Here is a 24424-nt window from a genome sequence, read left to right as displayed (position 1 = left end):
GCGCCGACGACCAAGTCCTGCTGTGCGGCGCATACCCGGCGGCTGCCGGGCCTTGGGGGTCTCGCCGCCAGGCCCCAGGCTGGCGCCCCTTGTCGGCCAGTCCCCTCCCGGCCGCGGGGCGGCGGCGACGCGCTCCTCAGCCCTACCGTCCGCCACACCCCGTATCGGCCCGGGGCGGAGCAGGCCGGTGAACACACTTACCGGCCTTCTTGCGGACATGCCCACTAGCGGTACCTACGCGCTGCTGGCCATAGCGGTCCTGGCCGAGTCCGGAGTGCTGGTGGGGGCCTTCATCCCCACTCTCACACTGCTATTGACCGCTGGGGCCCTCGCCCGCGCCGGTCCGCCCGAGCTCGCGCTCGTCATCGCCATCGCCGCGGCCGCTGTGGCAGGGGATGCAGCCGCCCACCAAACCGGACACCTGATGGGAAGCCGCCTGCGCAACGGCCGCCTCGGACGCCGTATACCTGCCACGGTCTGGGATCGGGCGACTGCTCTCATCAGCGCGCGCGGCGGGCAGGCCGTATTCATCTGCCGGTTCCTGCCGATCATCCGCACCCTCACCCCGCACATCGCCGGCGCCACCGCGCTGCCCTACCGCAACATCGCCCCCTACAGCGCGACCGCCGCCCTCGTATGGGCCGGCGCAGAAGCCGGTGCCGGATACGCGGCGGCAGCCTCCACCGAGCACCTCGCGGGCATCGGCAGCACCATGACGGCCATCGCCGCCGCGACAGTCCTCCTTGCTGCTGTGCTGTGGACCGCCGTGCGGCGACGTGGGCTGCGGAAGACCCGCGGGGGATCCGGCGATCACCAGGGAGGTGGCCGCATGCCAGGCCCGCTGCGCCGGCCACCCCTTCGGACCACCGTCAGGACTCCGTCGTCATCGTCGACGACGACGGAGCCGGTCCGCACCAGCCCAAGTGGGCCACGACACGCGCAGGAGAGAGCAGAATGGGACACGGCATGATCAGGAGGCCCCGAACGGGCCCGAGCCATCGGCGGCAGCCACATCACAAGCCGCCATGGCCAGGACGCCTTCCATTTCCTCGAACCCCTTCCCCTCGCAGCTTCCAGAAAGGCTGACGGTGACGATCCGGGTACTCCTTGCAGACGACCAGGCGCTGCTGCGAGGCACGTTCAAACTCCTCGTGGACTCCGCTCCGGACTTGGCGGTGGTGGGCGAAGCGGGCAGTGGGCGTGAGGCGGTCGCCATGACCCGCAGCGCCCACCCCGACCTTGTCGTCATGGACATCCGGATGCCGGACATGGACGGACTAGCCGCCACCCAAATGATCACGGCGGACGAGAGCCTGTCGGACGTCCACGTACTCGTGCTGACCACCTTCGTCAACGACGAGTACGTCGCGGAGGCGTTGCGCGCGGGAGCAGGCGGTTTTCTTGGCAAGGGCGCCGACCCTGATGAGCTCCTTCACGCGATCCGAGTGGTCGCGCGGGGCGACGCGCTGCTGTCCCCCGACGCGACCAAGGCGCTCATCTCCCGATTCCTCGCCCCCTCGCCGCCGGCGCCGGAGGCCGTCGACTCGCTGGAGCGGCTCACACCCCGCGAGCGCGAGGTTGTCACCCTGGTGGCGAAGGGACTCTCCAACGACGAGGTCGCCGGCCGGCTCTTCGTCACCCCTCATACCGTCAAAACGCACCTCTATCGGGCCATGGCCAAACTGGGCGCCCGTGACCGAGCCCAGGCGGTTATTTTCGCTTACGAGGCCGGACTGGTTCACCCGGCCGGCAACAGGCCATGACGCCATCTCCGCTACGAAAATCTGGCCAGAGCCACGTTCCCGTGTACGCCGGCAGCAGGCCGTCATCCCGGGCAGGCTCCCCAAAGCTGACCGCCAGGCCGGTTCAACACGTCCTGACGTTGCACAGCCAACCATGCACGGGCTCGTGCGGCAAAGGATCAAGGGCACGAGGTGGTAGCGCTGAAGATGCGCCGCTCTGCCTGGAAATCCTGCGTGTTCGAGTTGATGAGTTGGCGGTTCAGTCCGGCGTGCCCGGCACTGGAAACAGGTTGATCCGCAACCCAAGGCGGTTCGTCACCGCAAGCTGAGCACGGTCACTCCGGGCGTCCCGTGCCCAAGGGGGGCCTGCTCGTTGCTCACTGAAGCTCCGCCATCTTGAAGTGGCTGGTCAGCGGGGTGGCGTGACCTCGTTTCGGGGTGCTCGTGCTGGTCGTGGGCGGCAGTCTGTGTTGTAGATCGTCCGGCGGGGTGGTTTTGCCGATGAGTTCAGAGTCCTCGAACGGTCTACCCAGCGACACGACCGTTCTCGACAGGAGTGCCATGTCCACCATCCAGCCAGTGATCATCACTGCCGACCAGGACGTTCTGCTCGGCTTCTACACGAAATTGTTCGGCGCTGAGGAGACCTTCCGGGTACCGGCGGAAGGCCCGGCCTTCTACCTCGGCTTGCGCATCGGCGACACCGACCTCGGGCTGGTGGCCAAGGCGAACCCGGGGACCGGGGCGGCGCCGCGGATCCTGCTCAGCATCGGTGTCGACGACGTCGACGAGACGCTCGGCCGGGTGGAGGCGCTGGGCGGCTCGGTCCGCAGCGGCCCCAACGACATGCCATGGGGACAGCGCGTCGCCCACATCCGGGACCCCGACGGCAACCCGGTGAACCTCACTCAGCCGATCCCGGTCCGGTGACGCTGTTCCGCGGTGCTTGTGCTGGTCGTGGGCTACCTGCGGTAGAGATCAATTGTCGGTAGTGGCCTTGATGTTCGTCAGGACGAGCAGCGCGCGAAACAGGTGGGTGGCGCGGGCGGGGTCAGTACGGAGCTTGGTGAGGATCCGCCAGCTCTTCAGGTGGGCGAAGCCGCGTTCGACGGGGACGCGTCCGGCGGCCAGGACCCGGTTGGCCTCCTTCTCGGCGGGTGCGAGCCTGCGGGCGCGGGTGGCCTTGAAGCCGGTGACGACCACGGGATCGTCCCCGTCGTCGTCCAGGCCGAGGAAGCCCAGGTCGGCCAGGGCGCCGAGGCCGGCAGCACGCAGGTGGGCCAGGATGTGGTCGCGGCGGGCGGCGGTGATGTCGTGGGTGCGGCCGGGCCGGGCGGCCGATATCCACACCAGACGGCCCCGCTCGTCGGTCATCGCGATCACGTGCAGGCCGTGGCGGCGATGCAGCCGGAGTAGTTCGGGCGACCTGACTCCACGTGTCTGTTGGCGCCCTCCACCAAATCGGCGTCTGGGACCAGCCCGACCGCGACCCGCGCGGCCGGTACACCACATTCGCGTCCATGGTCATTGTTGTCCCTGATGGCATGCTGGTGGCCCCTGAACACCGTGCCGAAGCGGTTGGCATTCAGAACCACGCCGACATCCTCGGCAGGCCCCGCCTACCACCCGTCAGTCCAGCGAACGGATCCTGAACAGACCGAGTGCCAACCGAGGCCGCACTGGAGCAAGGGGCCGCTGGGCGCGAGACAGCCGACGAGGAGCCTGAGCATCGTGGCATCGACTGCGAGGCCACGGCCCCCTACAGGCCCCGGACGGCTGTGGGACCTGCACCTCGCCCACGTGGTGAGGGGCGAGGACCAGGTCGTCCTGGCCGCCACGCGTCGGTGCCGGGAAGAGCTGCTCGGGCGGAGACTGACGGGCACGCCCCACCCTGAAAGTCGTCCGGGGCGCAACCGTTGCGAGCTGACATGTCCGATCCCCACACGGAGGGATCACGCCTTCCACCAGCCCGGGACCAGCCATTCCGCAGGTTCCGCCGCTTTCTACAAGCCGACGGTTCCCAGATCGGGTCATGATCACGCCGCCGCTGGTCCTGCGGCGATCAACGTGTCCGATCAGGGGGAGCCGAGCCATGCCCGAAACCACCACCAGAACCCGTACCCGGATGTGGCGCCGCGCACTGGCGACGATGGCCGTCCTCGCGGCGACCGGAAGTATCCTCACGGCCGCCCCGCAGCCCGCCCACGCGGCGTTGCCGGCGCAGTCGATAGCCGATCCCGTCCACTACTGGAACGACGTCCTGCAGGGCGTCTTCAGGCAGGTGAAGGGCGGCCCGGTCCCGATGGCTCGCGCGGCCGCGATGATGAACGCCGCGATCTACGACGCGGAGAGCTCGTACCAGGCGAAGTGGAAGGGGCGGATGACCTCCGAGGCCTACATCCACGCGGAGGCCTACGCGGGCTGGGTGGAGGGGCCGGACGAGGAGGAACGCGTGATCGGCCGCACCGCGTACAACATCCTCCTCAACCTCTACGGCGTGAACCGGCCCGACAAGAACGCCCCCGACTTTACGGCCTACCTCGACCAGCGCTTCAAGGACCGGTTCGGCACCGCGCCGACCAGCGGCGACCTCCTGGACCTCACCATCGTCAGCGGGACGGTCAACCAGATGATGAACGCCCGGGCGGGCGACGGCTCGGGGAACGCGCAGAGCTACACGGGCGACAACAAGCCGGGGTCCTGGCGGCCCACCAGCTATCCCGACATGGTCGACGCGAAGTGCCAGGTGGACGGTGACGCCGTCAACCCGGTCTGGGGCCAGGTCAAGCCGTTCTCGCTGAGCTCCGGCTCGCAGTTCCGGCCCACCACGCTCGCGCAGTACGGCACGTACGAGAACCTCGTGGCGAGCCCCGAATACAAGGCCCAGGTCGCAGCCGTACGGAACGCCGGCGCAGCGGCCCCCACGGCCGCGACACCGGTGATCAACCGCACCGCGGACCAGTACAACGCGGCCTGGTTCTGGGCCAACGACAACGACACGACGTACAAGCCCCCCGGCCACATGATCCAGGCCACCCGGGAGGTCTCCAAGGCCCGGGGCCTGAGCACCTACGCCAACGCCCGGCTCTTCGCGCTCGTCTCGATCGCCCTGGCCGACACCGGCATAGCCGTGCGTGACGCGAAGTTCTCCACCACGATCGACCTGTGGCGGCCCGTCTCGGCGATCCGCGAGGGCGGCCTCGACCCCCAGTGGAAGCCCCTCCTGAAGAATAACGACGGGGTCAGCGTCAACCCGTGCTTCCCCGCCTACGTCTCCGGACACGCCTCCTTCGGCGCAGCCTGGGCGGGCATCATGAAGCGCTACTTCAACACCGACAACATCGCCTTCGACCTCACCACCGACGATCCGCAGGCGCCGGTCAAGACCCGCCACTTCACCAGCTTCAGCGCCGCCGCCAAGGAGGATGCCGACAGCCGCATCTGGCTCGGTGTCCACTTCCCGTGGGACGCCACCGACGGCCTGATCCTCGGCGACAAGGTAGCCGCCCAGGTCTTCAGCACCAAGCTCCGCACCCTGTGACGGCCGCCGCGGGGCGGGGTTCTTTACGCCGCCCCGCGGCATGGGAGGCGAAAGTACCGCTCGATGCTGCTGCCCTCAGGACTGGTCGGCCCTCCTACCTCCCTTACGTGGAGGGCTACACGGGAGCCGATCAGCGCAAGCTGGCCTGGACCCTGTTCGTCAACACCAGCATCCTCATGCTCGCCGCGCTCTGGGTGGGTGAACCCCTCCTCGAACTACTCGGCATCAGCACCGCCGCCCTGTCCGCCACAGGAGGTATCGCACTTCTACTGGCCGCAGTCCCAATGATGACCGGTAAGGCCGCAACGGCCGTCGAACCCTCCGCGATCAAGACAGAAGAAACCGCGCGGCCACCTTGGAAGTCGATCGCCTTCACCCCGCTGACCTTCCCTCTCACTTTCGGCGGCACCACCTTCGGGTTCTTCGTCGCCTACCGCGCCGAAGCACCGGGCATGACCGCCGCAGCCGGCCTCACCATCGCGGGCTTCGCGTACGTCGCGCTCACTGGCATCACCCTCGCGCTCGCCGGACGGCTAACCCGTCGCATCAGTGCCTCCACCACGGCCATGCACGAGAAGGTCGCAGGCATTCTCCTCACCGCCATCGCCGTGACCCGGATCGCCAGCGGGGCCACACGCATGGTGGTCAATACTTGACAGCCTGTAGAACGACGTCCTCCCGCCCGTCGCGCCGGTCCCGATTCACTCACCAACGCCATCCGATCCAAGGTCACACACGACGGCCGCAGCCGGATCGTCACGCCAGAGCCGGGCCAGAGTCTCGTCGGGTCGCGCGGAGCACCGCTCGCCCCAAGCCTCTATTTGGTCGGCCGTCAGCCGGAATGCTGGGGAGCATGGTCCTGGGGCGCGAGGAGGTCGAGCGTCGTCTGGCGCCGATGCTTGGCACAGGGCGTGCGGCCCGGTCCATCCCAGTCCAGCGCACGCCACCACCGGCCCGTGGAACAGGGTTGTGTTTGCCTGAACCGCCATGTCCCACACACGGTCTCTGGCCGATTCATCCTCGGATGACAGCGGCGGCGCTTCATCCTCGCCAGGTGAAGCCGTTGCACATCGAAGAGGTCAAGACCCACGGGAGGCAGCTCTCGGTCACCGGCTCACCGTAGGGCCCGCGCGGACCCACAACAGAGGCCGAGGAGCAGGCCGACGGGCTCCTGCGGGTCCGCATCCACGTCGAGCCCATCACGGATAACGGGCCCGGTGAGGTCAAGCCGGCGAGTACCGGCCATCGCGCCGTAGCTCTCGCGGACCGCGTCCGTCTGGGGGTGCCGGTAAGAGCCGTGTCAGTGTCGCCAACTCCTCGAGAGGACCGCGACCGGGCCGACCGAGCCCTGTCGCACACCGTTGCTGTACCCGAGCCCGTCCCATGCGGCTGTGGCGACGGTCCACCGGACGGCGAGCATCCGCCCGATCTCGTAGGCGAGGACCACGGCCGCTGTCGGTCAGGAGTAGCTCGTGTAGGGGCGCGGTGGCGTGGTGGCAGATGTCGGCAGGGAGAGCGACGAGCGGGACTGGGTCCGGTGGGCATGCAAGGCGGACCGAGGTGGGGACCGCTGAAACTGCCTCGCGGCGGCGGTCTGGGGTCGTGGGAGCCGGGGCAACAGGGGGGCTTCTAACTCTGCACCCCCAGTCCCGGTGCCGCCGAGCATGTCATTGTCGGGATGCAGGTGGTGGCACGCGGTGTGTGGAGGCCGCTTCGACCAGACGGCGCAGCGCGGGGTTGCCGAGATCTTCTGGGGTGCGGATCTTCACATGGCGCATCGGGTTTCCCGAGCCCTCCAGAAGGCCCTCGGGGTCGGGCAGTTCGGTGCCGTAGTAGAAGCCGAACACGACGTGCTTGGTGTAGGGGGCGAGCCAGCAGAACTGCTCGGTCATCTTCTTCGGGCCAGTGCCGTACCCAGCTGTCCGTTGCCGGGGCCAGACCACCTCGACGGTCTCGGGAAGCACGTCGTAGATCAGGCCGCGGCAGGCATGGGCGAGGTCCGAGACGTTCTGCGGTGAGCCGCCCGCCATCTTTGAGAAAACTCCGTCCCCGTCTGTCACAATCCCAGCTGGCGTCACGAACTTTCTCCTTGTGAGTATTGTCCGGTCGTTGCATCGTTCGGCCTACCCGCATGGTTTCTCCGTGCGTCGCGAGGGCCATGAGGATCACCTGGCACGGGGCCGTGGGGGTCCTCTGTCTGGGACCTCCCTGCCACTGACATAGGCCTTACCTGCTCAGCACCCCCACCGTGACCTCGGCGTCGTCCGCGAGGGCCTCCCATCGTGCCGCCCACTGGGTGCGCAGGCCGGCGAAGGCGGCGTCGTCCATGCCGAACACCGACAAGGTGACGCTGGCGGGAGCGGGCCCGGCGCAGTCCAGCGGCTTCTCGGTACCGATGCCCACGAGGTGGCCCTGGGCGTCGATGAACATGTGCTGGTGGCGGCTGCTGTGCCAGATCTCGGCGGAGGCGGGCTGGAGGCTCTCCCGGACGGCGGCGGGGACCGCCGTTCCGGTCAGGTGGATCGTGCGGCGGCGCTGCTCGGGATACCGCTCAAGCCGGAAGCGCAGCTGCTCGAAGAAGGTGCGCCAGCCCTCCTCAATGCCGTCGTAGGTGTCATCCCATCGCGCAACCGCCAAGTCGCCGGGGCGGGTCGCCCGTACGAAGGTGCGTGCCCCGTCGAACTCAAGTTGGATCTCCTGACCGTCTCCCGGATCCCCCAGGGCGATCCGGTGCCCCGGCAGGTAGTTGGCGCTGTTGACGAAGATGAGGCGGATCTCCCGGTCCAGCCCGTCGTAGTCCCAGCCGAACCAGTCCCGGATCCGGTCCGGGTCGGTGAGCGCCTGCCATACGCTCTCCAATGGCGCGTGGATCGCCGTCTCCACCTGAAAGGGCTTCTGCTCGGTCATTGTCCGTCCCTGACTTCCTGTGGGGTCGTGCGGTGGCCGGACGCGCCACGGGCTGGGTGGCCGCCGATGAGGACACCGTAGCGCCGCCTGGGGGTGGGGAACTCGGCGGCCAGATCCGAGACGGCACGGGTGTGTGGTCACGCCGGGTCGCCGCCGCAGTCGCCCCAGCTCTTGCTGAAGTCGAGCCCTTCGGTGCGCTCGGTGAGCGAGTACCAGTTGCCGTTGTCGTCGCGGAAGATCGCCTCCACACCGTACGGGCGTTCCTGGGGCTCCTGGAGGAACTGCACGCCCTTGGCGCTGAAGGCTTCGTAGTCCCCGCGGCAGTCATCGGTGCGGAAGGCGCCCGCTCCGATGACTCCCTTGCTGACCAGCTCGGTGAGTGCCTTGGCGGACTCCGGGTCGAGGCCGGGGCCGTCGGGCCGCATCAGGGCAAGCTCGACATCGGGCTGGTCCTTGGCGCCGACGGTCACCCAGCGCATGTCGCCCATCGCCATATCGGTGCGGACCTCGAAGCCGAGCTTCTTCGTGAAGAACTCCTTGGTCCGCTCCTGGTCGAGCGTCCAGACGGTGGTGATGCCAAGGCCCTTGATCATGTCTTGCTCCTGGTCGGGGTTCGTGGTTGCCCTGCCACCGTAGGCACGGAGGGGATCAGGGGGCTTCTTCAGAATTGCGGCGCTGCGGCGGGTCGTTCTTCCGGGGGAATCCGCCGGCCCAGAGCAGGGCGTAGCAGCCTGGGATCAGTGCGGTGCCGCGGCCGACGTGACGGGTGCGGTAGGCGGTGGGGGTGAGTCCCGTCTGCCGTTTGAAGCGTGCGGAGAACGTGCCCAGGCTGCGGAAGCCCACGAGGTGGCAAATCTCCGTCACCGATAGGTCGGCGGTTCGCAGCATTTCTTCCGCACGTTCGATGCGGCGTCGTGACAAGTACTGGCCCGGTGTTTCCCCGTAGACAGCCTTGAAGGCCCGTACGAAGTGGAATCGGGAGTAGCCGGCATGGGCGGCGACGGTTTCCAGGTTTAGGACAGGGTTGGCCCAGTCGCGGTCCATGGCATCTTTGGCCAGGCGCAGCTGCCGTAGATGGGCCAGGTGCGCGGTCACGGGCGTCGCGGGAGGGATGTCCACATCTGCGATGCTCGCAGGTCGACCGTGACCCAGAGGCACTCGGAGCCGGGGCGAGTTCAAGGGTGTCACGTAGCGGACAGGCCGGTGGTGGGGATGCTGGGCGCTGATTGGTCCCGGGGCGGGTGGCTGGTGGTGGCTTTGCGTGCGTGGCGGCGTAGGGCGGTCCACAACAGGGCGGCGAGGACGGCCGTCGCTGCGGTGATGGCGATGGCCGTGCCGCCGATGGCGATGACGTGATCGATCGAGGCGGCTGCCGCGTATCCGGCGCTGGCTTCGGCTGTGGCCCACAGGAGTGCGGCGGCCGCGCTGTAGGGGGCGATAGTCCGGTAGGGCTGGGCGGTGGCGCCGGCGAGGTGGGGGGCGAGGGTCCGGATGACTGGCAGGAACCGGCAGATGAGGATGGCCGGTCCGCGGCGTGTGGTCATCAGGGCCGTGGCTCGGTGCCAGGCCGCGTCGGGTATCCGGCGTCCGAGGCGGCCGGTGCGCAGTCGGCCGCCGAGGAGATGGCCGGTGCGGTGGGCCAGCGCGTCCCCGGCGACAACAGCGGCTGCGGCGACGGTGATGACGAGCGGGAGGTCCAGCGGGCCGGTACGAGCCAGGGCCCCGGCGGTGAGCAGCAGGGTGAGGGTGGGGATGAAAGTCCCGATCAGCAGGACGGACTCGGTCAGGACCGCGGCGGCCAGCAGCGCGTAGGCGGCGGGGGCGGGTACCTCGGCGAGGAGCTGGGTGAGCGTGTTCATCGGTGTACTCGGGTCGGGGCCGGTTCCGTGGCCAGGGCGGTGGCGGGTTGGGGGGCGCGCAGGTGCCAGACCCTGGCGGGGGGCAGGTTGCCCCAGACCGTCCAGCGGCCGGTGGCGTGGCGGCGCTGATAGCCGTCGAGGACCTGTTCGACGGCGCGGTGGCGGGAGCTCGCGGCGCGTGAGGCCAGGAGGCGGCGGGCAGGGCCGGTGGCGAGGTAGGAGAAGTAGGTGAGCGTCCCTCCGGGGCGGAGCAGTTCCAGGTACCGGTCCATGACGGTCTCGACCCGGGCGGGGGTGAAGTTGGTGAGGGGCAGGCCGGAGACGATCACGTCGTAGCGGTGGCCGGTCCCGACCTCCTCGACGAGCGCCTCATGAACCTGGGCCTGCCGCACGCCGGCTTCCGGCCAGGGGCGTGTATGCACCAGCTGGCGCAGGTGGGCGGCGAAGCGGGGGTTGGCCTCCACCACGTCCAGACGGCTTCCGTTGGAGAGCAGGGGGATGAGGGCGCGGGTGACTGCTCCGGTGCCCGCTCCGGCTTCCAGGACGTTCAGCGGCCGGGAGCCATGTTCACGGACCGGGTCGGTGAGTAGGGCCGCGAGGCGGCGGCTGCTTGGGAGGACGGCTCCGGTGGTATGGAAGTCCCGCAGGGCCTCGATGAGGAAGGTCCAGCCCTCGGCGTCGCGCTGCGCGAGGACTCGGTCGTGCGATGTGGTCCAGTTGTCCATGCCTTCGACGCTATGGGCATGCCGCTGTCGGGGTATCCGTCCTTGGGTGGCGGCGTACCGCTACGAAAGTAGGGGGTGGCCGCGCCCGATTGTCGGGGGCGGTCGGACGGTTCACGTCCTAGGATTTCCCAGGTGAGCGCCTTCAGAACGAGCATGATCCGGTGGCCGTGGTGGGCCGAGACCTTGCTGGTGGGGGTGGTGTGCGCACTGTCCGTCCAGGACGCCACTGCGGTGGCCGACGGCACCTACGCAGGGGTGCCCGTCGCCGTGGCGCTGGTGTCCGGTCTCTCAGTGGCGCTGCGCTATCGCTGGCCGGTGGCGGTCACCGCTGTGGCGGTGGCCGCGGCGGGAGGCTGGGGGCTGGTCCTGCCGCTGCTGGTTGCTCTGTTCCACCTCTCCGCCCGTGGCCGTGTCAAGGAAGCCGCCGGAGCGGTCGTGGCGGCCCTGGCCCTCAACACTGTGGTTGAGCCGGTGCTTAATTTGTGGGCCCCCCGCGCTTACGGTCCGAGCCTTCTGCTGCTGTTGGCCGTGGCGCTCGGCCTGTGGGCGGGTGGCCGGCGCCGCCTGGTCGAGTCGCTGGCCACACAAGTGGAACAGTTGCGTACCGAGCGGGAGCTGCGCGAGCAGGCCGCCCGGCTGGCCGAGCGAGCCACGATCGCAGCCGAGATGCACGACGTACTGGCCCACCGCCTGAGCCTGATCGCCCTGCACGCCGGCGTCCTCGCCACCCGCAAAGTGTCTCTCCCGGCTCGCGTTGCCGAACGCCTCGACCTGTTGCGGACCACATCCACCGACGCGCTCGCCGATCTGCGCGATGTCCTGGGAGCATTGCGCGACCCGGATGCCGATGTGGTGGGAGCGCCACCAGCTCCTGCCCTGCGAGAGGTCGACGAACTCATCGAGCAGGCACGCCATGCCGGCCAGAGCATTGAGGTGACGGTAACCGGCCGTGCGGGCCGAGTTGCGGCCGCTCACCGTCTCGCGGTCTACCGTCTCGTCCAAGAGGCCCTGACCAACGCCCGTAAGCACGCACCCGGCACTGCGGTAAGCGTTCGCGTCAACTACGGGCCACCCGCCACCATCGTCGAGGTCATCAACCCGGCTGCCACACGGCCGGCGACGGTCACGCCGTCCGGCTTCGGCCTGATCGGCCTGCGCGAGCGCGTCGAAGCCCTCGGAGGGCACTTGAACGCGGGCCCTTCCGGGGGCGGGGCGTGGCGGCTCGCCGCCCGCATTCCCCACACACCAACGGACACCATCCGCACGCACAGGACGGCCCCCCCAGCATGATCCGCACCATGATCGTCGATGACGACGCCCTCGTCCGTCTCGGACTCACCGACCTCCTCGACAGCGACGACGGCATCGAGGTCGTCGCCCAGGCCGCCGACGGCCTACAAGCCATCGAAGCGGCGCAGGCCACCCGCGTCGACGTCGCCCTGGTCGACGTGCGCATGCCCCGCATGGACGGCATCACCGCCACCGGACGCCTCCGCACCCTGCCCCACCCTCCCAAGGTCATCACCCTGACCACCTTCGACCTTGACGAATACGTCTACAACGCGCTCGCCGCCGGCGCCGACGGCTTCCTCCTCAAGGACACCGACCCCGCCGAGATCCTGCGCGCGGTCCACCTCGTCGCCGCCGGCTCCGCCATGCTCCATCCCGCCGCCGCCCGCCGGCTCATCGACCGCTACCACCACGCCGGCCAGCCCCAGACCGTCGCCGCCCGCGCCCGGCTCGAACAGCTCACCCCCCGCGAACGCCAGGTACTGACCCTCCTCGCCCGCGGCGACACCAACGCCGACATCGCCTCACACCTCTCCATGCGTGAGAGCACCGTAAAAGCCCACGTCAGCCGTATCCTCACCGCCCTGGAGGTCACCAACCGCGTCCAGGCAGCCCTCCACGCCCGCGACGCCGGCCTCACCTGACATACCTGGGGCTTCGGCCACCGACCCGCGATGGGAGCCGCATCCGCCCCGCCCTCGACCCACGGTTCCCCTGGGTCCGGCAGGGCTCTGGGCGGACCAGGCCGTCATCAGCAACGGTTGCAGGCGCTCGAGCCATCGGCGGGCCTCTCCACGGAGCTGGAGCTCGGGCTGCTGGTGGCGCGGCGCTCGGGCATTCGCCGCCGAAAGTACTGGAACCTTCTACGTAGACACGATGGACTTGATCAGCCTGGCTGTCATGGTGTCGGTGATCGTCGCCACGATGGGACTGTTGGTCGCCATCACCGAGGGTGTCGCCTCCCGGCACCGGCGGGCTCGGCTGACCGTAAGTGAGCGCGGTTACGTACGCGCCGGAAGCGGGCGGTGGGTCACATCCAGTCGTCGGGGCCGGGGTCGCCGCCTTCCGCCCAGACCACGAGGCGGCGGATGTAGTGGGTCCAGCCCTCCGCGTGAGCGGCGCACGCCTCGGGGGAGGGGAGGCCGCGGTGTGTCAGGCGGAGCAGGGTGCCCTCGTCGACTGGTTCGAGGGTGATCTCCACGGTGCTGGAGCCGGGGGGTACCGGCATGTCGCCCTCGGCCCAGCCCCAGGTGAAGATGATCCGCTTGGGCGGGTCGATCTCGATGAACCGGCCCTCGGCGACATTGTCGCCGCTGACATTGGTCCGGTAGGCGCCGCCGGCCTCGAACGTGAATTCGCCGTCCTTGCCCATCCAGGCGAGCCACTTGTCGCGCTCGGTGAAGAAGGAGAACACGGTCTCGGGTCGGGCGGCGATGTGCCGCTCCAGAGTGACTACGTCTGTGCTCACTGGGCGGTCCCTTCGGACTTCTCACTGTGCTCGGCTGCTTCCGCAAGGGCGGCCAGGGCGTCGAGCTTCGTGGCCCACATCGACTGCAGGTAGTCGGCCAGCGGGCCCATGCCCTCGCGGTCGGCGCGGTAGAAGCGCTTCTTTCCGTCCTGGCGCAGCGTAACCAGGCCACAGTCCCGCAGCACCTTGAGGTGCTGGGAGACCGCACCGAAGGTGACGTCGAAACGTTCGGCGATCTCGCCCGCCGATAGCTCCGCGTCCCAGACCAGGCGCAGGATCTCCCGCCGCCTGGGCTCGGCAACTGCTCGTACCGCATCCATGCCCGTCATTTTAGTCGCCGCTTCAGCTTGCGATCGAGGGAGGATTCATTTTAGTCTGAGCTAAAGCAAAGCGAAGGCGTACCGAACGCCACCCCCCACTCGCACCAGGAGCAGCCCCCATGTCCGAAATCACCTTCCAGACCGACATCGCCGCCAACCGCACCACGGTCTACGAGGCGCTGAACACCCACGAGGGCCTCACCGGCTGGTGGACCACCGGAGTGAACCGCAAGGACGAGATCCTCTTCTTCGACTTCCCCGAGATCCCCGAGCCCTTCCAGCTCCGGCGTGACCGCGCCGACCAGGACGAGGTCCGCTGGACGTCCGTCGGCACCTTCCCGCCCCACTGGAACGGCACCGTCATCACCTGGCAGCTCACCGACGGCCCCGACGGGGCCGGCACCCGGGTGGACTTCCGCCACGCCGGCTTCGCGGAGAGCGACCCCGCGCTCGCCCACAGCGCCGGCACCTGGGAGCAGCTGATGACCCGGCTCGCGCAGTACGCCGAGACGGGCACCCCGCAGCCCTTCTTCACGCTCTGACCGGCGGCCCGGGCATGACGGTCGACGTGACGGCGGAGCGGGTGATCCCGCTTGCACCCGCCCGGGTGGCGGCGTACGCGATGGACTGGCGCCACGACGCGGAGTGGACGCAGGGCATCCGCGAGGCGGCGCTGACCCGGGAAGCGGACGCGGGCGGGTTCGGCGTCGGCGCCGAGGTCACCCGCACGGCGTATTTCCTCGCCAAGCGCATCGACTACGTGCTGCGCGTTGCCCGGCACGACCCGGAACGGCTGCTGGACATGGTCTCGGTCGCCGGCCCCATGCCGATGCACGTCACCTACAGCTTCGACCCACACCCGGACGGCACGCTCGCACGCATCCGGGTCCGGGGTGGGGGAGGCGGCTACTACCGGCTGGCCGCCCCCCTGATGGCGAGGAAGGTCCGCTCCTCCCTCACCAAGGACCTGCGCGACCTGGAACTCCGCCTGCGGAGCGGGGCCTGAGCGGGTGCGGAGCGATTTCAGGTGTCGTCCGATTCCTCGTCCGGTTCCGACACCGAGGAGGCCCAGAGGGCGAGGGCGGCGGGATCGCTCATTTCGCTCTCGACGAGTTCCCGTTCCGGCCCGGTGGGTTCGATCGCCTGGAGCTGTTCTGTCCAGTTTTGGATCTTGTCGGGTTCGTTGAGGGTGGTGGCAAGGTCGATCAGGGTGGCCAGGGCCCGGTCGATGGCGGGTGCCGCCGTTCCGTGTCTGCCCAGGCCAGAGGTGACGGCCCGGAGGACGGCGCGGTCGTCGTTCTTGAACTCGCGGAAGATCCGCGCGTTGTCCAGTGCTCGCGCCAGTCCTTCGAGCTTCTTCGATCCGCCGTACTCCACCTCGGCCGGCTCATCGCGCTGGACGAAGACGATCGAGTTCCCGTCCAGGGCGTCTTCTTCATCCACGACCCCGAGCGAACCAGCGAGCGTGCCACCAGAGCCCGCGCACAAGAGCCTGTTTCTGGCGCATGTTGAGGCGCTAGAGCCGGGCGTCGACGCGAACGTCAGCCGTGCGAGCGACACGTGCCCCGCCGTCGCCTGCGTCCGCCGGCCACGTACGGCAGCCTGGTGGTCGAGCATCATTCACTACCAGCTGAGCCGCTCGGAGCGGTCTCGGCTCCCCGCCCTGAGGAGCATGGCATTGGCGATCGAAGGCGTATCCCCTTACCTGCGGTACGAGGACGCGGACGCGGCTCTCGACTGGTTGGAGCGGGTCCTCGGCTTTACCGGCGCGATCCGCTGGCGCGACGATTCAGGACGGACGTTCGAGGCTGACATCCATGCGGGTGTGACGAAGATCGGGGTCAGTGGCGGCGGGGTGAGCGACGCAGGCAAGAACGCCCTGTTCATCGTGCACGTGGACGATGTCGATGCGCATTTCGAGCTGGTCCGGTCCGCATCCGGCATGGAGCTGGACGCTCCGGTGGATCAGCCGTACGGGCCGCGGACCTTCACGATCACCGACCCTTGGGGGTATCAGTGGAGCTTCTGGCAGGGCGAGGCCACACCACCCCAGTGATCTCCGGTGCGCCCTTCCGGTTTCACTGGGCCGTCGTCGACGACGTCGCTGCCGATTCCGGTGCCGCAGCCGTGATGTGGCTCAGCAGGCACAGCCAGCGGTCGCCCCGCTTCACGAACACATCCGACGTCCACTCGTCGGCGTGGAACCGCTGGTCCCCGTAATGGGCGGTGTTGGTCATCCGCACGGTGAAGACCGCGGTGTCGCCGTGCACCCGGACCCGGGGCGTGCTGACGAGGTCCATAGCCGAGTGGGTCAGCTGTCCGGAGGCGACGAACGCGAGGAAGTCGTCCTTGGAGGCGATGCCGGACTCCGAGACGATGGCCCAGTCGTCGGTCATGAAGCTCGCGATCCGTGCCGCATCGTTGGAGACGATCGCCGCGGCCCAGGCCTCCGCGACGGCGGTGAGCTCCGCGTGGACCGCGTTGTCAATGCCGTCCTGAGGCGCTTCGTCCGCCGGGTCGGTCGGGTCTGCCCTGTGGTTCTCGGCCATGACCCGATGCTAGGCCCTGTCCGGGCCGATGGCCTGCGGAGCAGCGCCCTGACCCTTGGCCGGCGGTGTGAGAGGGCCGCGAGAACAGCCGTTTGACTGCCCGTCACCTGGGCGGCCGACCGCCGCCAGTGGCGTGGATCCGCCGGGCGCTGCGCGCCCAGCCACTCCCAGCGACCGTCGAGGGCGACCAAGGCGACGAGCAGCAGCGCGAACAGGAGTAGCCCGGTGTCAGAAGCAGGAAAGCCGTTCCCGTGACCAGCAGGCCGCCGCTCCAGGGGCGTTCGGGATCGCCGTGCCGCAGGACATGCCAAACGACGGCCAGCAGGCCGACCGCCGCGGCGGACAGAGCCCAAGGGTCGGGCAGGATCAACTGGAGAAGGGCGTCACGGTTTGTACTCGAGGGGGAGCCGGCGTAGCCCTCCTCCTCGATGTACCCGCCGAGGTAGCCGAAGACCGACCTCTCAGACAGCAGGGCGTACGGCAGGTAGACGAGGGCGACCAGCGCGGCCGCCGGGAGGAGTACGGCAGCTGCGTCCCGGACTCGGCGCACCCCCGAGAGGGCGCCGGGCAGCACCATGGCGGGCAGTAGCTTGGTCGCGATGGTCGCGCCCAGCAGGGCACCGCCTGCGATCCGGTGGCGGGCGACGACGGCCAGGAGCACGCCGAGGAGGTCGGCGTGCGCGTTGTTGACCGCCTCGATGGGCACGGCGGGGCACCCGGCCCAGAACGCGGCCCACCGCACGTCGCCGCGCCGGCGCAGGACCAGGAGCAGGGCAACCGTGGTGGCCACGGAGAGCAGCGCCCCACCGGCCTGGAGAGGCTTGTGGCGGGCCCCTTGCGGCGACAGAGCGTGCACGAGCACGAAGTAGCCCTCGGCGACGGGCGGGTAGATGGTGTGCGCCTGCGGCCGGTTGATGCGGGTGCAGTGAATCTCACCCGTTGGCGCGGGGATGGGTGCCAGGTCCGGGTGCGCGCACGCGGCGCCGGTGGGGAAGAGCCAGCTGTCGCGCAACCCGGCCAGCTCGCGGTCGGCCGGCGCGTGGTCGTACGGGGAGATCCCGGCCGCCTGTACCCGGCCGTCCCAGGCGTAGCGGTAGGAGTCGGTACTGGTGCGCGGAGGAGCGGCCAAGCCGCGATGGCGACCACCGCGAGGCCGCCCGCGAGAACCAGCGCCACAGCGTGCCGCAACGGTACCTTCCGCAGCGACCACACCGCCGCGGCGAACAGCAGCCAGCACGCCGCGTACCACCAGGACAGCCCGGCCGGATCAAAGTGGTATCCGTCCTTGCGGACGGTCAGGACGAGGACGGCGGTCAGAGCGGCCAGAAGGAGAACGGTGCGGACGGCAGGCGGGTTGATCACGGATTCGCAGCTGCCGTCCTTGCCGACCGGACCTCGTCACGTGCGCACCGTTCCAACGACCGGCGGGCGGCATCGAACCGTCGTGGCGTGTCATGGGGTCGTGTCGGGCGGATAGGGGCGCATCGGCGTATCGGGGCGCGTGCCGGGCGTGGTCGCGGTGTGATGTTGGTGGTCATCGCGGCCCGGCCTGTGTCAGTGTGGCCAGGGTGTTGGCGAAGCGGGTGTGCGGGGCCTCGGCGGCCACCGCCAGCGCGTCGGCGGCGGTGTCGACATCGCGCAGCACCTGCAGTTCGCGCACTGTCAGTCCGGCGTCGGTCAGCCGCCGCCGTTGCCGGGCTCCGGTGTCGGGTACGTCCATCGGTACGCCGTATAGCAGCGCCGGATCGGGTTGGGCGAGCCCCAGTGCCCAGAATCCGCCGTCGTCTGCCGGGCCGAACCAGGCGTCGCAGTCCCGCCACGCGTCCTCGGCCAGCGACGGCCCGAGGATGGCGGGGGTGACGTGCGGGGTGTCCATGCCGATCAGGACGGCGGGACCGGTGCAGAGTCCGAAGGCCGCGGCCAGCCGTTCGTCCAGCCGACCCCGCCCCTGCGGTGCGACCTCGATGCCGGGCGGCAGCCACGGGCCTGGCGTGCCTTCGAGGACCAGTAGACGCCGCTGTACGGGGGCCGCGAGCATGGCGTGCAGGGAATCGGTGAGCATTGCCTCGGCCAGGAGTGCCGCCTCCTGGGGCGTGTACGGCGGAGTGAGCCGGGTCTTGACCCGCCCGGGCACCGGTTCTTTGGCGAGGATGAGCATGGTGGTCACCGCGCACCCGCCCCACCGGACGCCGGGAGGGTCGTGGGCGGCTCCGAGAGCACCGCGCGCATGTCGTGCACCGCCTGCCAGGTACCGCGCAAGGTGCCGGTGACCTTCGACGTCCCTGCCCGCGGAAGGTAGGGGACGTCGAGTTCGCTGACCCGCCAGCCCGCGTCGGCGGCGCGTACGACCATCTGGAGGGGGTAGCCGCTGCGCCGGTCGGTGAGGCCGAGGCTGAGCAGCGGCTCACGCCTGGCGGCGCGCATGGGCCCCAGATCGTGCAGCCGCAGTCCGGTGCGCCGGCGCACCATCCGGGACAGGGCCAGGTTCCCGGCCCGAGCGTGAAGGGGCCAGGTGCCGTGCCCCTGCGGTCGGCGTCGTCCCAGCACCAGATCGGTCTTCCCGCCGGCCACCTCCCGTACGAAGGCGGGCAGCAGCCCGGGGTCCAGGGAGGCGTCGCAGTCGCAGAAGCAGACGAACTCGGCCTCCGCCGCGAGCAGCCCCGCCTGGCAGGCGGCGCCGAAGCCACGTTCCGGCTGGTAGACGACCGTGGCGCCGTGCGCGGAGGCGATCGCGCCGGAACCGTCGCTGGAGCCGTTGTCGACGACGATCGCACGCCAGGTGGGCGGGATGCGCTCCAGCACCCAGGGCAGGGCGCGGGCTTCATCGAGGCAGGGCAAGACGACGTCCACCGTCGTCGCATCCGGGTCGGTCACCCCCTCACCGTACTCACCCAAACCGCACATCCAAGTTATTCTGGTCAGTTCAGGATCACCGGGGTGCATGTCCCGGCGATCCTGCTCACGGCATCGGACCAGGCGACTGGCAGAGCGTTGCGGGGCACAGTCCACGTGACGAACACCGGATCGCGCAGCCGGAGGTGGAAGTCCCTCATGGTCCGCTCGTGCGGCAGGGCTTCCACGAACGAGTCCAGCGCGTCCTCGTCACGCCAGGCCGAGAGAGTCCAGAACGTCTTGGCGAACGGCTCGGCCCGCAGTGACAGGCCCAGAGCCCCGTCGGCCGCCATGACCTGACGTCGAATGGCCTGGGCGGCGGTAATGAAGCGCGGAATGTCCCGGGCGCGGCGCAGGAGCAGTCGCGAACCCAGGACCAGCACCTCGTCCGGAAGCGACCCCGCTGCGCCGGCTGCGGCCGGCGTGGCGATCCAAGGCAAGGTCGGCATCCCGGTCCCTCCTCCGCGGTCGGCCTGGTCTGACCCCCGAGCCATCCCAGCGTGACCCGCTGCCGGTCTGGCCGCGACGTGAACGGGGCGTACCGGTGACACGGGCCAAGGCGCCCGGACAGAAGCTGCCGCGTAGGAGAAGGCCGCGGCGGTCAACGATCGGTGGGAGTACGCGGCGCTGGTCGTCGCATTTCGAGATCACCCTCCGCGCAGTGGGCTGCGGGCGAACTCCGCCATCCCCTCGGCGAGACCGACCTCTGCCCGCCAGCCCAGCTCACCGGTCAGTCGGCGCGAGGACGCGGTGATGTGCCGTACGTCCCCCAGCCGGTACTCGCCCGTGACCACGGGTTGTGGGCCGCCGTGCGCCAGGGCCAGTGCCGTCGCCATCTCCCCGACCGTGTGCGCCTCCCCGCTCCCGGTGTTGAACACCGCCAGCACACCCGGCTCCCGCTCCCGGCCCGCGAGGGCCTCCAGTGCCACCACGTTCGCCGCGGCCACGTCCCGGACGTGTACGAAGTCCCGCCGCTGCCCGCCGTCCTCGAAGACCCGCGGTGCCTCGCCCCGGGCGAGCGCCGACTTGAAGAACGAGGCCACCCCCGCGTACGGAGTGTCGCGCGGCATCCCCGGCCCGTACACATTGTGGTAGCGCAACGACACGGCCCGCCCGGCGGTCGCCCGCGCCCACGCGGCGGACAGATGCTCCTGGGCGACCTTGGTCGCGGCATACACATTGCGAGGGTCGGCCGACTCGTCCTCATCGACCAGCCCGGGCACCAGCTCGCCACCGCAGTCGGGGCATCGGGGCTCGAAACGCCCGGCTTCGAGATCCTCGGCCGCCCGCGGCCCCGGCCTGACCCGCCCATGCCGCGGACAGTCGTAGCGCCCCTCCCCGTACACGACCATCGACCCCGCAAGTACCAGGTCACGGACCCCGGCCTGCGCCATGGACGCCAGAAGCACGGCGGTACCGAGGTCATTGCAGCTCACATAATCCGGAGCATCGGCGAAGCCCTGACCCAGACCTACCAGGGCCGCCTGATGACAGACCGCATCCACGGTGTGCAGGACTCGGAGGAGCGCCTGACCGTCCCGGACATCCGCGTGGATCCAGTCCACGGCGGCGACAGGCCGTGGGGGAGCGTCCGTGTGGGCCGAAGGAAGCAGCGCGTCGAGGACGACGGGTTCATGACCGCGGGCGGCGAGCGCGGTCACGACGTGCGAGCCGATGAATCCCGCGCCTCCGGTGACAAGTACACGCATACCGGGACCCTAGGCGATACGGCGCTTGCTACCCGGGTGCGCGCCGGGAGGTCACAAGACCCGGGTGCCGACGCTGATGCCGTTCGCCTGGGAGAAGGCCCCCGCGGCTTGCCGCGCCCGTACCGGCGTGAGTGGATGGATATAGGCAGATGACTCCTGGAGTCCCTGGAGCTGGATCAGAGGTCGTTCAGCATGGCCGTCACCCATCGGTCCCCACCCCCCGGCCTGGAGCCGCTGGGCTCGTCCCGGTTCTCCCGCGTGCTGCTGGCCGTCTGCCGGATCACGGTCGGCCTGCTGTGGATCCAGAACCTTTCCTGGAAGCGCCCGCCAGACTTCGGGAACGACAGCGACCCCCCGCAGGACCTGTACGCCTGGACCCTGAAAGGGGTCGACAACGAGGTCTTCGCCCCGTGGGCGTGGCTGGTCGAGCATGTGATCATTCCGAACTTCGCGGTGTTCGCCTGGGGCGCCTTCGCGATCGAGGCCTGCCTGGGCGCGTTCCTGCTGGTGGGCCTGGCTACCCGCTTCTGGGCGGCGGTCGGACTGGTCCAGACGACCGCCATCCTGTTCTCCGTGCTGAACACCCCGCACGAGTGGTTCTGGTCGTACTTCCTGATGTACGCCGTGCACCTGGCGCTGCTGGCCACCGCCGCCGGACGCGCCTACGGCGTGGACGGCGCCCTGCGCCCCGTATGGCGGCAGCGGGGCGGCCGGCTGTCGCGGCTGCTGCTCGCTGCATCGTGAGAGGGAGGCACTTAGATGCGGACTCAACGATCCGCGATCGGCCGGACGGCCGTCGGCCTGGGTATCAGCGCCGCGGTGAGCAGCGTCCTGGCCATCGCCGACGGCCCGCCCTGGGGGCTCGTCGCGCTGGGTGGCGCCGGGACTCTGGTGCTGCTGCTCTTGGCCGCGGCGGCAGTGGCAGCGGGCCTCTCGGGGGTGCGTTCGCTGGTCGCCCTGGCTGGGGCGGGTTTCCTGGCGGCCTCCGTCCTGCAGCTGGTGCAGATCGGCTGGACCGGTGCGAACCTGCTCGGGGGCGACGGTTCCACGGTGGCCCTGCTGCTCGGCTTTGCCGTGGGCCTACTCGCCCTCGGCCTTACTCCGGTACCCGACGGCCCCGCCGCCCCCACTCCCGTCACGGGAAGGCACGATCCCGCATGAACCTCGACAGCGTGCCGTTACCCCGGAGGGGTGGTCGTATCGGTTGCGCAACGCAGCAGGACTGCGGTGAATTGCTGGGAGGTTCCCCAGGGAGTCTGGTGTTCCTCTCCTGCCGTGTCGACGAGCTGAAAGCCGGGGAACTGGTCGGCGAGTTCGGCGTGGGTGTAGCGAACGATCGGCAGGCCGCTGCACGTGGTCGGGCCGTCCGGGCCGAACGTTGCCACGACGAGCCATCCGCCTGATCGCAGCGAGCGCCGCAGCGACGCCAGGTAGTCGGCGCGCTCTTCCGGTTCGGTGAGAAAGTGGTACACGGCTCTGTCGTGCCACAGTGCGTAGGTGCGGTCCATACGCAGGTCGAGTACGTCGGCGACGGTCAGGACGACGTCCGTGCCTGCGGGGCCGAGCCGGTCCCGGACGGTCTGCAGGGCGGTGACCGACAGGTCGACAGCCGAGAGGTCGCGGTAACCGCGTTCCACCAGGTGGTCTACCAGCGTCGACCATCCGGCCCCTACATCGATGATCGGCTCGTCGGGGCCGAGTCCGGTCTCGTCGACCAGGCCCAGGGAGAGTGCTGGGACCGACTGCCACCAGGAGACTCCGTCGACGTTCTTGCCATGGTGGATCTCTTCCCAGAACGTCGCGCGGGCCGCTGCGTTTACGGGGCGCGCCATGCCGTCGGTCATGGCTCCGACGATAGACCCCAGGGGACCGGTTCGCAGAAGCAGACGACGACATGACCGTGTCGTCGTGACTGATCAGCTCTACGCCGGGCAGTGTCGCCGCTACCGTGGCAGACATGACTCAGCCGGCTGATCCCGATCGAGCACCGAATCCCCTCGGTGAGGTCGCTGCCCTCGTCGACGGCGGTGACATGGACTGCGGCAGCGGTCTGCTACTGCTGATCACCCGCGCGATGAGGCGTCTGGAGCCCGGGCAGCTACTCGGTGTGCGCAGCGCGGAGGTCAGCGTGGTCGCCGACCTGCCGGCCTGGGCGGACCTTGTCGGGCACGATGTCGTCACCGAGTTCGCCGAGTCGGCCGAGGGTCCGTGGTGGTTCGCCGTGAGCAAGTCGCGTGCGTCCGCCGGTCCGGACACGGTCTTTAGCCGGGGCGAGCGGACACCGGTGGGCCGACGATTGTGGGTCTATACCAATTTCAACTGCAATCTCGCCTGCGTCTACTGCTGCGCCGAATCCTCTCCGAAGGCCGTCGCGCGGCGCTTCGATCCGGCGGTCGCCACCGCGGTCTTCGCCGAGTTCCTCCCCCAGGGTGGCCGCGAGGTGTTCTTCACCGGCGGCGAGCCCTTCATGCACCCCGAGCTCGGTGCCCTGGTGGCCGCCGGCGCCGGCCTGGACCGCACCGTCCTGACGAACGGCATGATCTTCGCTAGGGGCAGCCGCCGCGACACTCTGGAGAACCTGGACCGTGACGTGGTGCTGCAGATCAGCCTCGACTCGGCCACGCCCGAGCTGCACGACCGGCAGCGGGGTGCCGGCTCGTGGTCGAGGGCCATGGACGGCATCGCGCTGGCCCGCTCCCTCGGATTCCGGGTGCGGGTGGCCGCCACGTTGTACGACGAGGACCCGCAGGGTGTCGACGCGCTGCACCGGCGCCTGGACGATGTCGGGATCGCTCCGGTGGACCGTGTCATCCGCCCCGTGGCCCAGGAAGGTTTCGCGACCGAGGGAGTGCACGTCTCCCTCGAGAGCCTCGAGCCGGAGCCGACTCTCACCGCTGACGGCGCCTGGTGGCACCCGGTGGCCGTCACCAACCCGCACCTGCGGATCGCCGATGCCCCGCTGCCGCTGTCCGAAGTCTTCGGCGTCGTGCGCGACACCCTCGCCGTGCAGGACGCCGCCGCCCGGTCGGGACGTGAGGTCTTCCGCTGTGCCTGAGCAGGACTCGCCGGTCCACCGCAGATGAAGGAGACACCGATGGCGACCGCGCCCGGGGGGAAGAATCTCGTCCGTTGGCTCTTCGCTCCCGCGGCCGACGACGTCCCCCGCGGGCAGGCCGCCGCCGCGGTGTTCCTCCGCGTCCTGCTCGGCCTGATGTGGCTGTACAAACGTCGAGTGGAAGCGTCCCCCGGGCTCCGGAGAGCAGTCCGACAGCGGGCCCGACCACTTCACCTCCTTCGCGGCGAGCCATCCGGTGCTCCCACCGTTCAGTTGGGCCGGGCGGCTTTCCTGTTGTCCATGGCCGTGGTCGCCCTCGCGGTCCCCAGTGCTCGGTACCGATCCTCACCCCTCGACTGATCTCGAA

General features: G+C 69.6%; 31 protein-coding genes. 13 read left to right on the top strand and 18 right to left on the bottom strand.

Annotated features, from left to right (window positions below):
- Nucleotides 1–217 precede the first annotated feature (217 nt).
- The 3 genes from MTF69_RS25275 to MTF69_RS25265 all read left to right on the top strand — a co-directional run bounded on the left by MTF69_RS25275 (nt 218) and on the right by MTF69_RS25265 (nt 2672).
- Nucleotides 218–970 carry a DedA family protein gene (locus tag MTF69_RS25275; RefSeq protein ID WP_243338024.1) on the top strand — a complete coding sequence of 251 codons (753 nt, stop codon included), beginning with the start codon at nt 218–220 and terminating at the stop codon, nt 968–970.
- 118 nt (nt 971–1088) lie between these two features.
- A complete protein-coding gene (locus MTF69_RS25270) occupies nt 1089–1763 on the top strand; it encodes a response regulator transcription factor (protein ID WP_243338022.1) in 675 nt (224 codons plus the stop codon).
- Between the two features lie 540 nt (nt 1764–2303).
- Nucleotides 2304–2672: a VOC family protein gene (locus MTF69_RS25265; protein ID WP_243338019.1), complete on the top strand. Its 369-nt coding sequence runs from the start codon at nt 2304–2306 to the stop codon at nt 2670–2672.
- Nucleotides 2673–2720: 48 nt separating this feature from the next.
- On the opposite strand, the gene MTF69_RS25260 is transcribed toward MTF69_RS25265, so the two are convergent.
- Both MTF69_RS25260 and MTF69_RS25255 read right to left on the bottom strand, forming a co-directional pair.
- The gene (locus tag MTF69_RS25260; protein WP_243338212.1) at nt 2721–3116 is read right to left on the bottom strand and encodes a transposase family protein; all 396 of its coding nucleotides are present in this window, start codon (nt 3114–3116) and stop codon (nt 2721–2723) included.
- A 5-nt stretch (nt 3117–3121) separates the two neighbouring features.
- Complete coding sequence (locus MTF69_RS25255; RefSeq protein WP_243338017.1) at nt 3122–3337, bottom strand: hypothetical protein; 216 nt, start codon at nt 3335–3337, stop codon at nt 3122–3124.
- Nucleotides 3338–3834: 497 nt separating this feature from the next.
- Here MTF69_RS25255 and MTF69_RS25250 point away from each other — a divergent pair, with 497 nt between their 5' ends.
- Both MTF69_RS25250 and MTF69_RS25245 read left to right on the top strand, forming a co-directional pair.
- On the top strand, nt 3835–5283 hold the full coding sequence (locus MTF69_RS25250; protein WP_243338015.1) for a vanadium-dependent haloperoxidase: 1449 nt from the start codon (nt 3835–3837) through the stop codon (nt 5281–5283).
- A gap of 107 nt (nt 5284–5390) precedes the next feature.
- Nucleotides 5391–5939, top strand: coding sequence for a MarC family protein (locus tag MTF69_RS25245; protein WP_243338013.1), 549 nt, complete (start codon nt 5391–5393; stop codon nt 5937–5939).
- A 1011-nt stretch (nt 5940–6950) separates the two neighbouring features.
- On the opposite strand, the gene MTF69_RS25240 is transcribed toward MTF69_RS25245, so the two are convergent.
- From MTF69_RS25240 to MTF69_RS25215, 6 genes are all read right to left on the bottom strand, one after another.
- Nucleotides 6951–7313, bottom strand: coding sequence for a DUF1801 domain-containing protein (locus tag MTF69_RS25240; protein WP_243338011.1), 363 nt, complete (start codon nt 7311–7313; stop codon nt 6951–6953).
- A 196-nt stretch (nt 7314–7509) separates the two neighbouring features.
- Nucleotides 7510–8190, bottom strand: coding sequence for an SRPBCC domain-containing protein (locus MTF69_RS25235; protein ID WP_243338009.1), 681 nt, complete (start codon nt 8188–8190; stop codon nt 7510–7512).
- Between the two features lie 137 nt (nt 8191–8327).
- Entirely contained in the window at nt 8328–8783 is a 456-nt protein-coding gene (locus MTF69_RS25230) for a VOC family protein (RefSeq protein ID WP_243338007.1), read from the bottom strand.
- A 55-nt stretch (nt 8784–8838) separates the two neighbouring features.
- Complete coding sequence (locus MTF69_RS25225) at nt 8839–9234, bottom strand: helix-turn-helix transcriptional regulator (RefSeq protein ID WP_243338210.1); 396 nt, start codon at nt 9232–9234, stop codon at nt 8839–8841.
- A 140-nt stretch (nt 9235–9374) separates the two neighbouring features.
- Nucleotides 9375–10049: a DedA family protein gene (locus MTF69_RS25220; protein ID WP_243338006.1), complete on the bottom strand. Its 675-nt coding sequence runs from the start codon at nt 10047–10049 to the stop codon at nt 9375–9377.
- Nucleotides 10046–10774, bottom strand: coding sequence for a class I SAM-dependent methyltransferase (locus tag MTF69_RS25215; RefSeq protein ID WP_243338004.1), 729 nt, complete (start codon nt 10772–10774; stop codon nt 10046–10048). The genes MTF69_RS25220 and MTF69_RS25215 overlap by 4 nt, the downstream gene beginning before the upstream one ends.
- Before the next feature lie 153 nt (nt 10775–10927).
- Here MTF69_RS25215 and MTF69_RS25210 point away from each other — a divergent pair, with 153 nt between their 5' ends.
- Together MTF69_RS25210 and MTF69_RS25205 are read left to right on the top strand one after the other, a co-directional pair.
- On the top strand, nt 10928–12064 hold the full coding sequence (locus tag MTF69_RS25210) for a sensor histidine kinase (RefSeq protein ID WP_243338208.1): 1137 nt from the start codon (nt 10928–10930) through the stop codon (nt 12062–12064).
- On the top strand, nt 12061–12708 hold the full coding sequence (locus MTF69_RS25205; protein ID WP_243338002.1) for a response regulator transcription factor: 648 nt from the start codon (nt 12061–12063) through the stop codon (nt 12706–12708). Before MTF69_RS25210 ends, MTF69_RS25205 begins: the two co-directional genes overlap by 4 nt.
- 386 nt (nt 12709–13094) lie before the next feature.
- On the opposite strand, the gene MTF69_RS25200 is transcribed toward MTF69_RS25205, so the two are convergent.
- Both MTF69_RS25200 and MTF69_RS25195 read right to left on the bottom strand, forming a co-directional pair.
- Nucleotides 13095–13532 (bottom strand): SRPBCC domain-containing protein, encoded by a 438-nt coding sequence (locus MTF69_RS25200; protein WP_243338000.1) that lies wholly within the window; start codon nt 13530–13532, stop codon nt 13095–13097.
- Nucleotides 13529–13852: a helix-turn-helix transcriptional regulator gene (locus MTF69_RS25195; protein ID WP_243337998.1), complete on the bottom strand. Its 324-nt coding sequence runs from the start codon at nt 13850–13852 to the stop codon at nt 13529–13531. Before MTF69_RS25195 ends, MTF69_RS25200 begins: the two co-directional genes overlap by 4 nt.
- A 119-nt stretch (nt 13853–13971) precedes the next feature.
- On the opposite strand from MTF69_RS25195, the gene MTF69_RS25190 reads away from it, so the two are divergent.
- The gene (locus MTF69_RS25190) at nt 13972–14394 is read left to right on the top strand and encodes an SRPBCC domain-containing protein (protein WP_243337996.1); all 423 of its coding nucleotides are present in this window, start codon (nt 13972–13974) and stop codon (nt 14392–14394) included.
- A 14-nt stretch (nt 14395–14408) separates the two neighbouring features.
- A complete protein-coding gene (locus tag MTF69_RS25185) occupies nt 14409–14858 on the top strand; it encodes an SRPBCC family protein (RefSeq protein WP_243337994.1) in 450 nt (149 codons plus the stop codon).
- Between the two features lie 17 nt (nt 14859–14875).
- On the opposite strand, the gene MTF69_RS25180 is transcribed toward MTF69_RS25185, so the two are convergent.
- The gene (locus MTF69_RS25180) at nt 14876–15295 is read right to left on the bottom strand and encodes a hypothetical protein (protein ID WP_243337992.1); all 420 of its coding nucleotides are present in this window, start codon (nt 15293–15295) and stop codon (nt 14876–14878) included.
- A gap of 235 nt (nt 15296–15530) precedes the next feature.
- On the opposite strand from MTF69_RS25180, the gene MTF69_RS25175 reads away from it, so the two are divergent.
- Nucleotides 15531–15908 (top strand): glyoxalase/bleomycin resistance/extradiol dioxygenase family protein, encoded by a 378-nt coding sequence (locus tag MTF69_RS25175; RefSeq protein WP_243337990.1) that lies wholly within the window; start codon nt 15531–15533, stop codon nt 15906–15908.
- Nucleotides 15909–15930: 22 nt separating this feature from the next.
- Here the strand turns inward: MTF69_RS25175 and MTF69_RS25170 are convergent, their stop codons facing one another.
- The 6 genes from MTF69_RS25170 to MTF69_RS25145 form a co-directional block, all read right to left on the bottom strand.
- Nucleotides 15931–16401 (bottom strand): nuclear transport factor 2 family protein, encoded by a 471-nt coding sequence (locus MTF69_RS25170; RefSeq protein ID WP_243337987.1) that lies wholly within the window; start codon nt 16399–16401, stop codon nt 15931–15933.
- A 103-nt stretch (nt 16402–16504) separates the two neighbouring features.
- Entirely contained in the window at nt 16505–17530 is a 1026-nt protein-coding gene (locus tag MTF69_RS25165) for a glycosyltransferase 87 family protein (protein WP_308401448.1), read from the bottom strand.
- Between the two features lie 405 nt (nt 17531–17935).
- On the bottom strand, nt 17936–18559 hold the full coding sequence (locus tag MTF69_RS25160) for a DUF2064 domain-containing protein (RefSeq protein WP_243338206.1): 624 nt from the start codon (nt 18557–18559) through the stop codon (nt 17936–17938).
- A 5-nt stretch (nt 18560–18564) separates the two neighbouring features.
- The gene (locus MTF69_RS25155; RefSeq protein WP_243337985.1) at nt 18565–19275 is read right to left on the bottom strand and encodes a glycosyltransferase family 2 protein; all 711 of its coding nucleotides are present in this window, start codon (nt 19273–19275) and stop codon (nt 18565–18567) included.
- A gap of 44 nt (nt 19276–19319) precedes the next feature.
- Nucleotides 19320–19742 carry a DUF3291 domain-containing protein gene (locus MTF69_RS25150; protein WP_243337983.1) on the bottom strand — a complete coding sequence of 141 codons (423 nt, stop codon included), beginning with the start codon at nt 19740–19742 and terminating at the stop codon, nt 19320–19322.
- A gap of 198 nt (nt 19743–19940) precedes the next feature.
- Nucleotides 19941–21002: an NAD(P)-dependent oxidoreductase gene (locus MTF69_RS25145; protein WP_243337981.1), complete on the bottom strand. Its 1062-nt coding sequence runs from the start codon at nt 21000–21002 to the stop codon at nt 19941–19943.
- A 192-nt stretch (nt 21003–21194) separates the two neighbouring features.
- Here MTF69_RS25145 and MTF69_RS25140 point away from each other — a divergent pair, with 192 nt between their 5' ends.
- Together MTF69_RS25140 and MTF69_RS25135 are read left to right on the top strand one after the other, a co-directional pair.
- Complete coding sequence (locus MTF69_RS25140) at nt 21195–21746, top strand: DoxX family protein (RefSeq protein ID WP_243337979.1); 552 nt, start codon at nt 21195–21197, stop codon at nt 21744–21746.
- Nucleotides 21747–21761: 15 nt separating this feature from the next.
- Nucleotides 21762–22163, top strand: a complete 402-nt coding sequence (locus MTF69_RS25135; protein ID WP_243337977.1) for a hypothetical protein — start codon at nt 21762–21764, stop codon at nt 22161–22163.
- A gap of 17 nt (nt 22164–22180) precedes the next feature.
- Here the strand turns inward: MTF69_RS25135 and MTF69_RS25130 are convergent, their stop codons facing one another.
- Nucleotides 22181–22846 (bottom strand): class I SAM-dependent methyltransferase, encoded by a 666-nt coding sequence (locus MTF69_RS25130; protein ID WP_243337975.1) that lies wholly within the window; start codon nt 22844–22846, stop codon nt 22181–22183.
- 113 nt (nt 22847–22959) lie between these two features.
- Between MTF69_RS25130 and MTF69_RS25125 the strand changes: the two genes are divergently transcribed.
- A complete protein-coding gene (locus tag MTF69_RS25125; protein ID WP_243337974.1) occupies nt 22960–24057 on the top strand; it encodes a radical SAM protein in 1098 nt (365 codons plus the stop codon).
- Nucleotides 24058–24424 lie beyond the last annotated feature (367 nt).

Origin of the sequence: Streptomyces sp. AP-93 (assembly GCF_022808175.1) — a bacterium.
Classification (GTDB): Bacteria; Actinomycetota; Actinomycetes; order Streptomycetales; family Streptomycetaceae; genus Streptomyces.
This window is presented reverse-complemented; position numbering and strand designations above follow the sequence as displayed.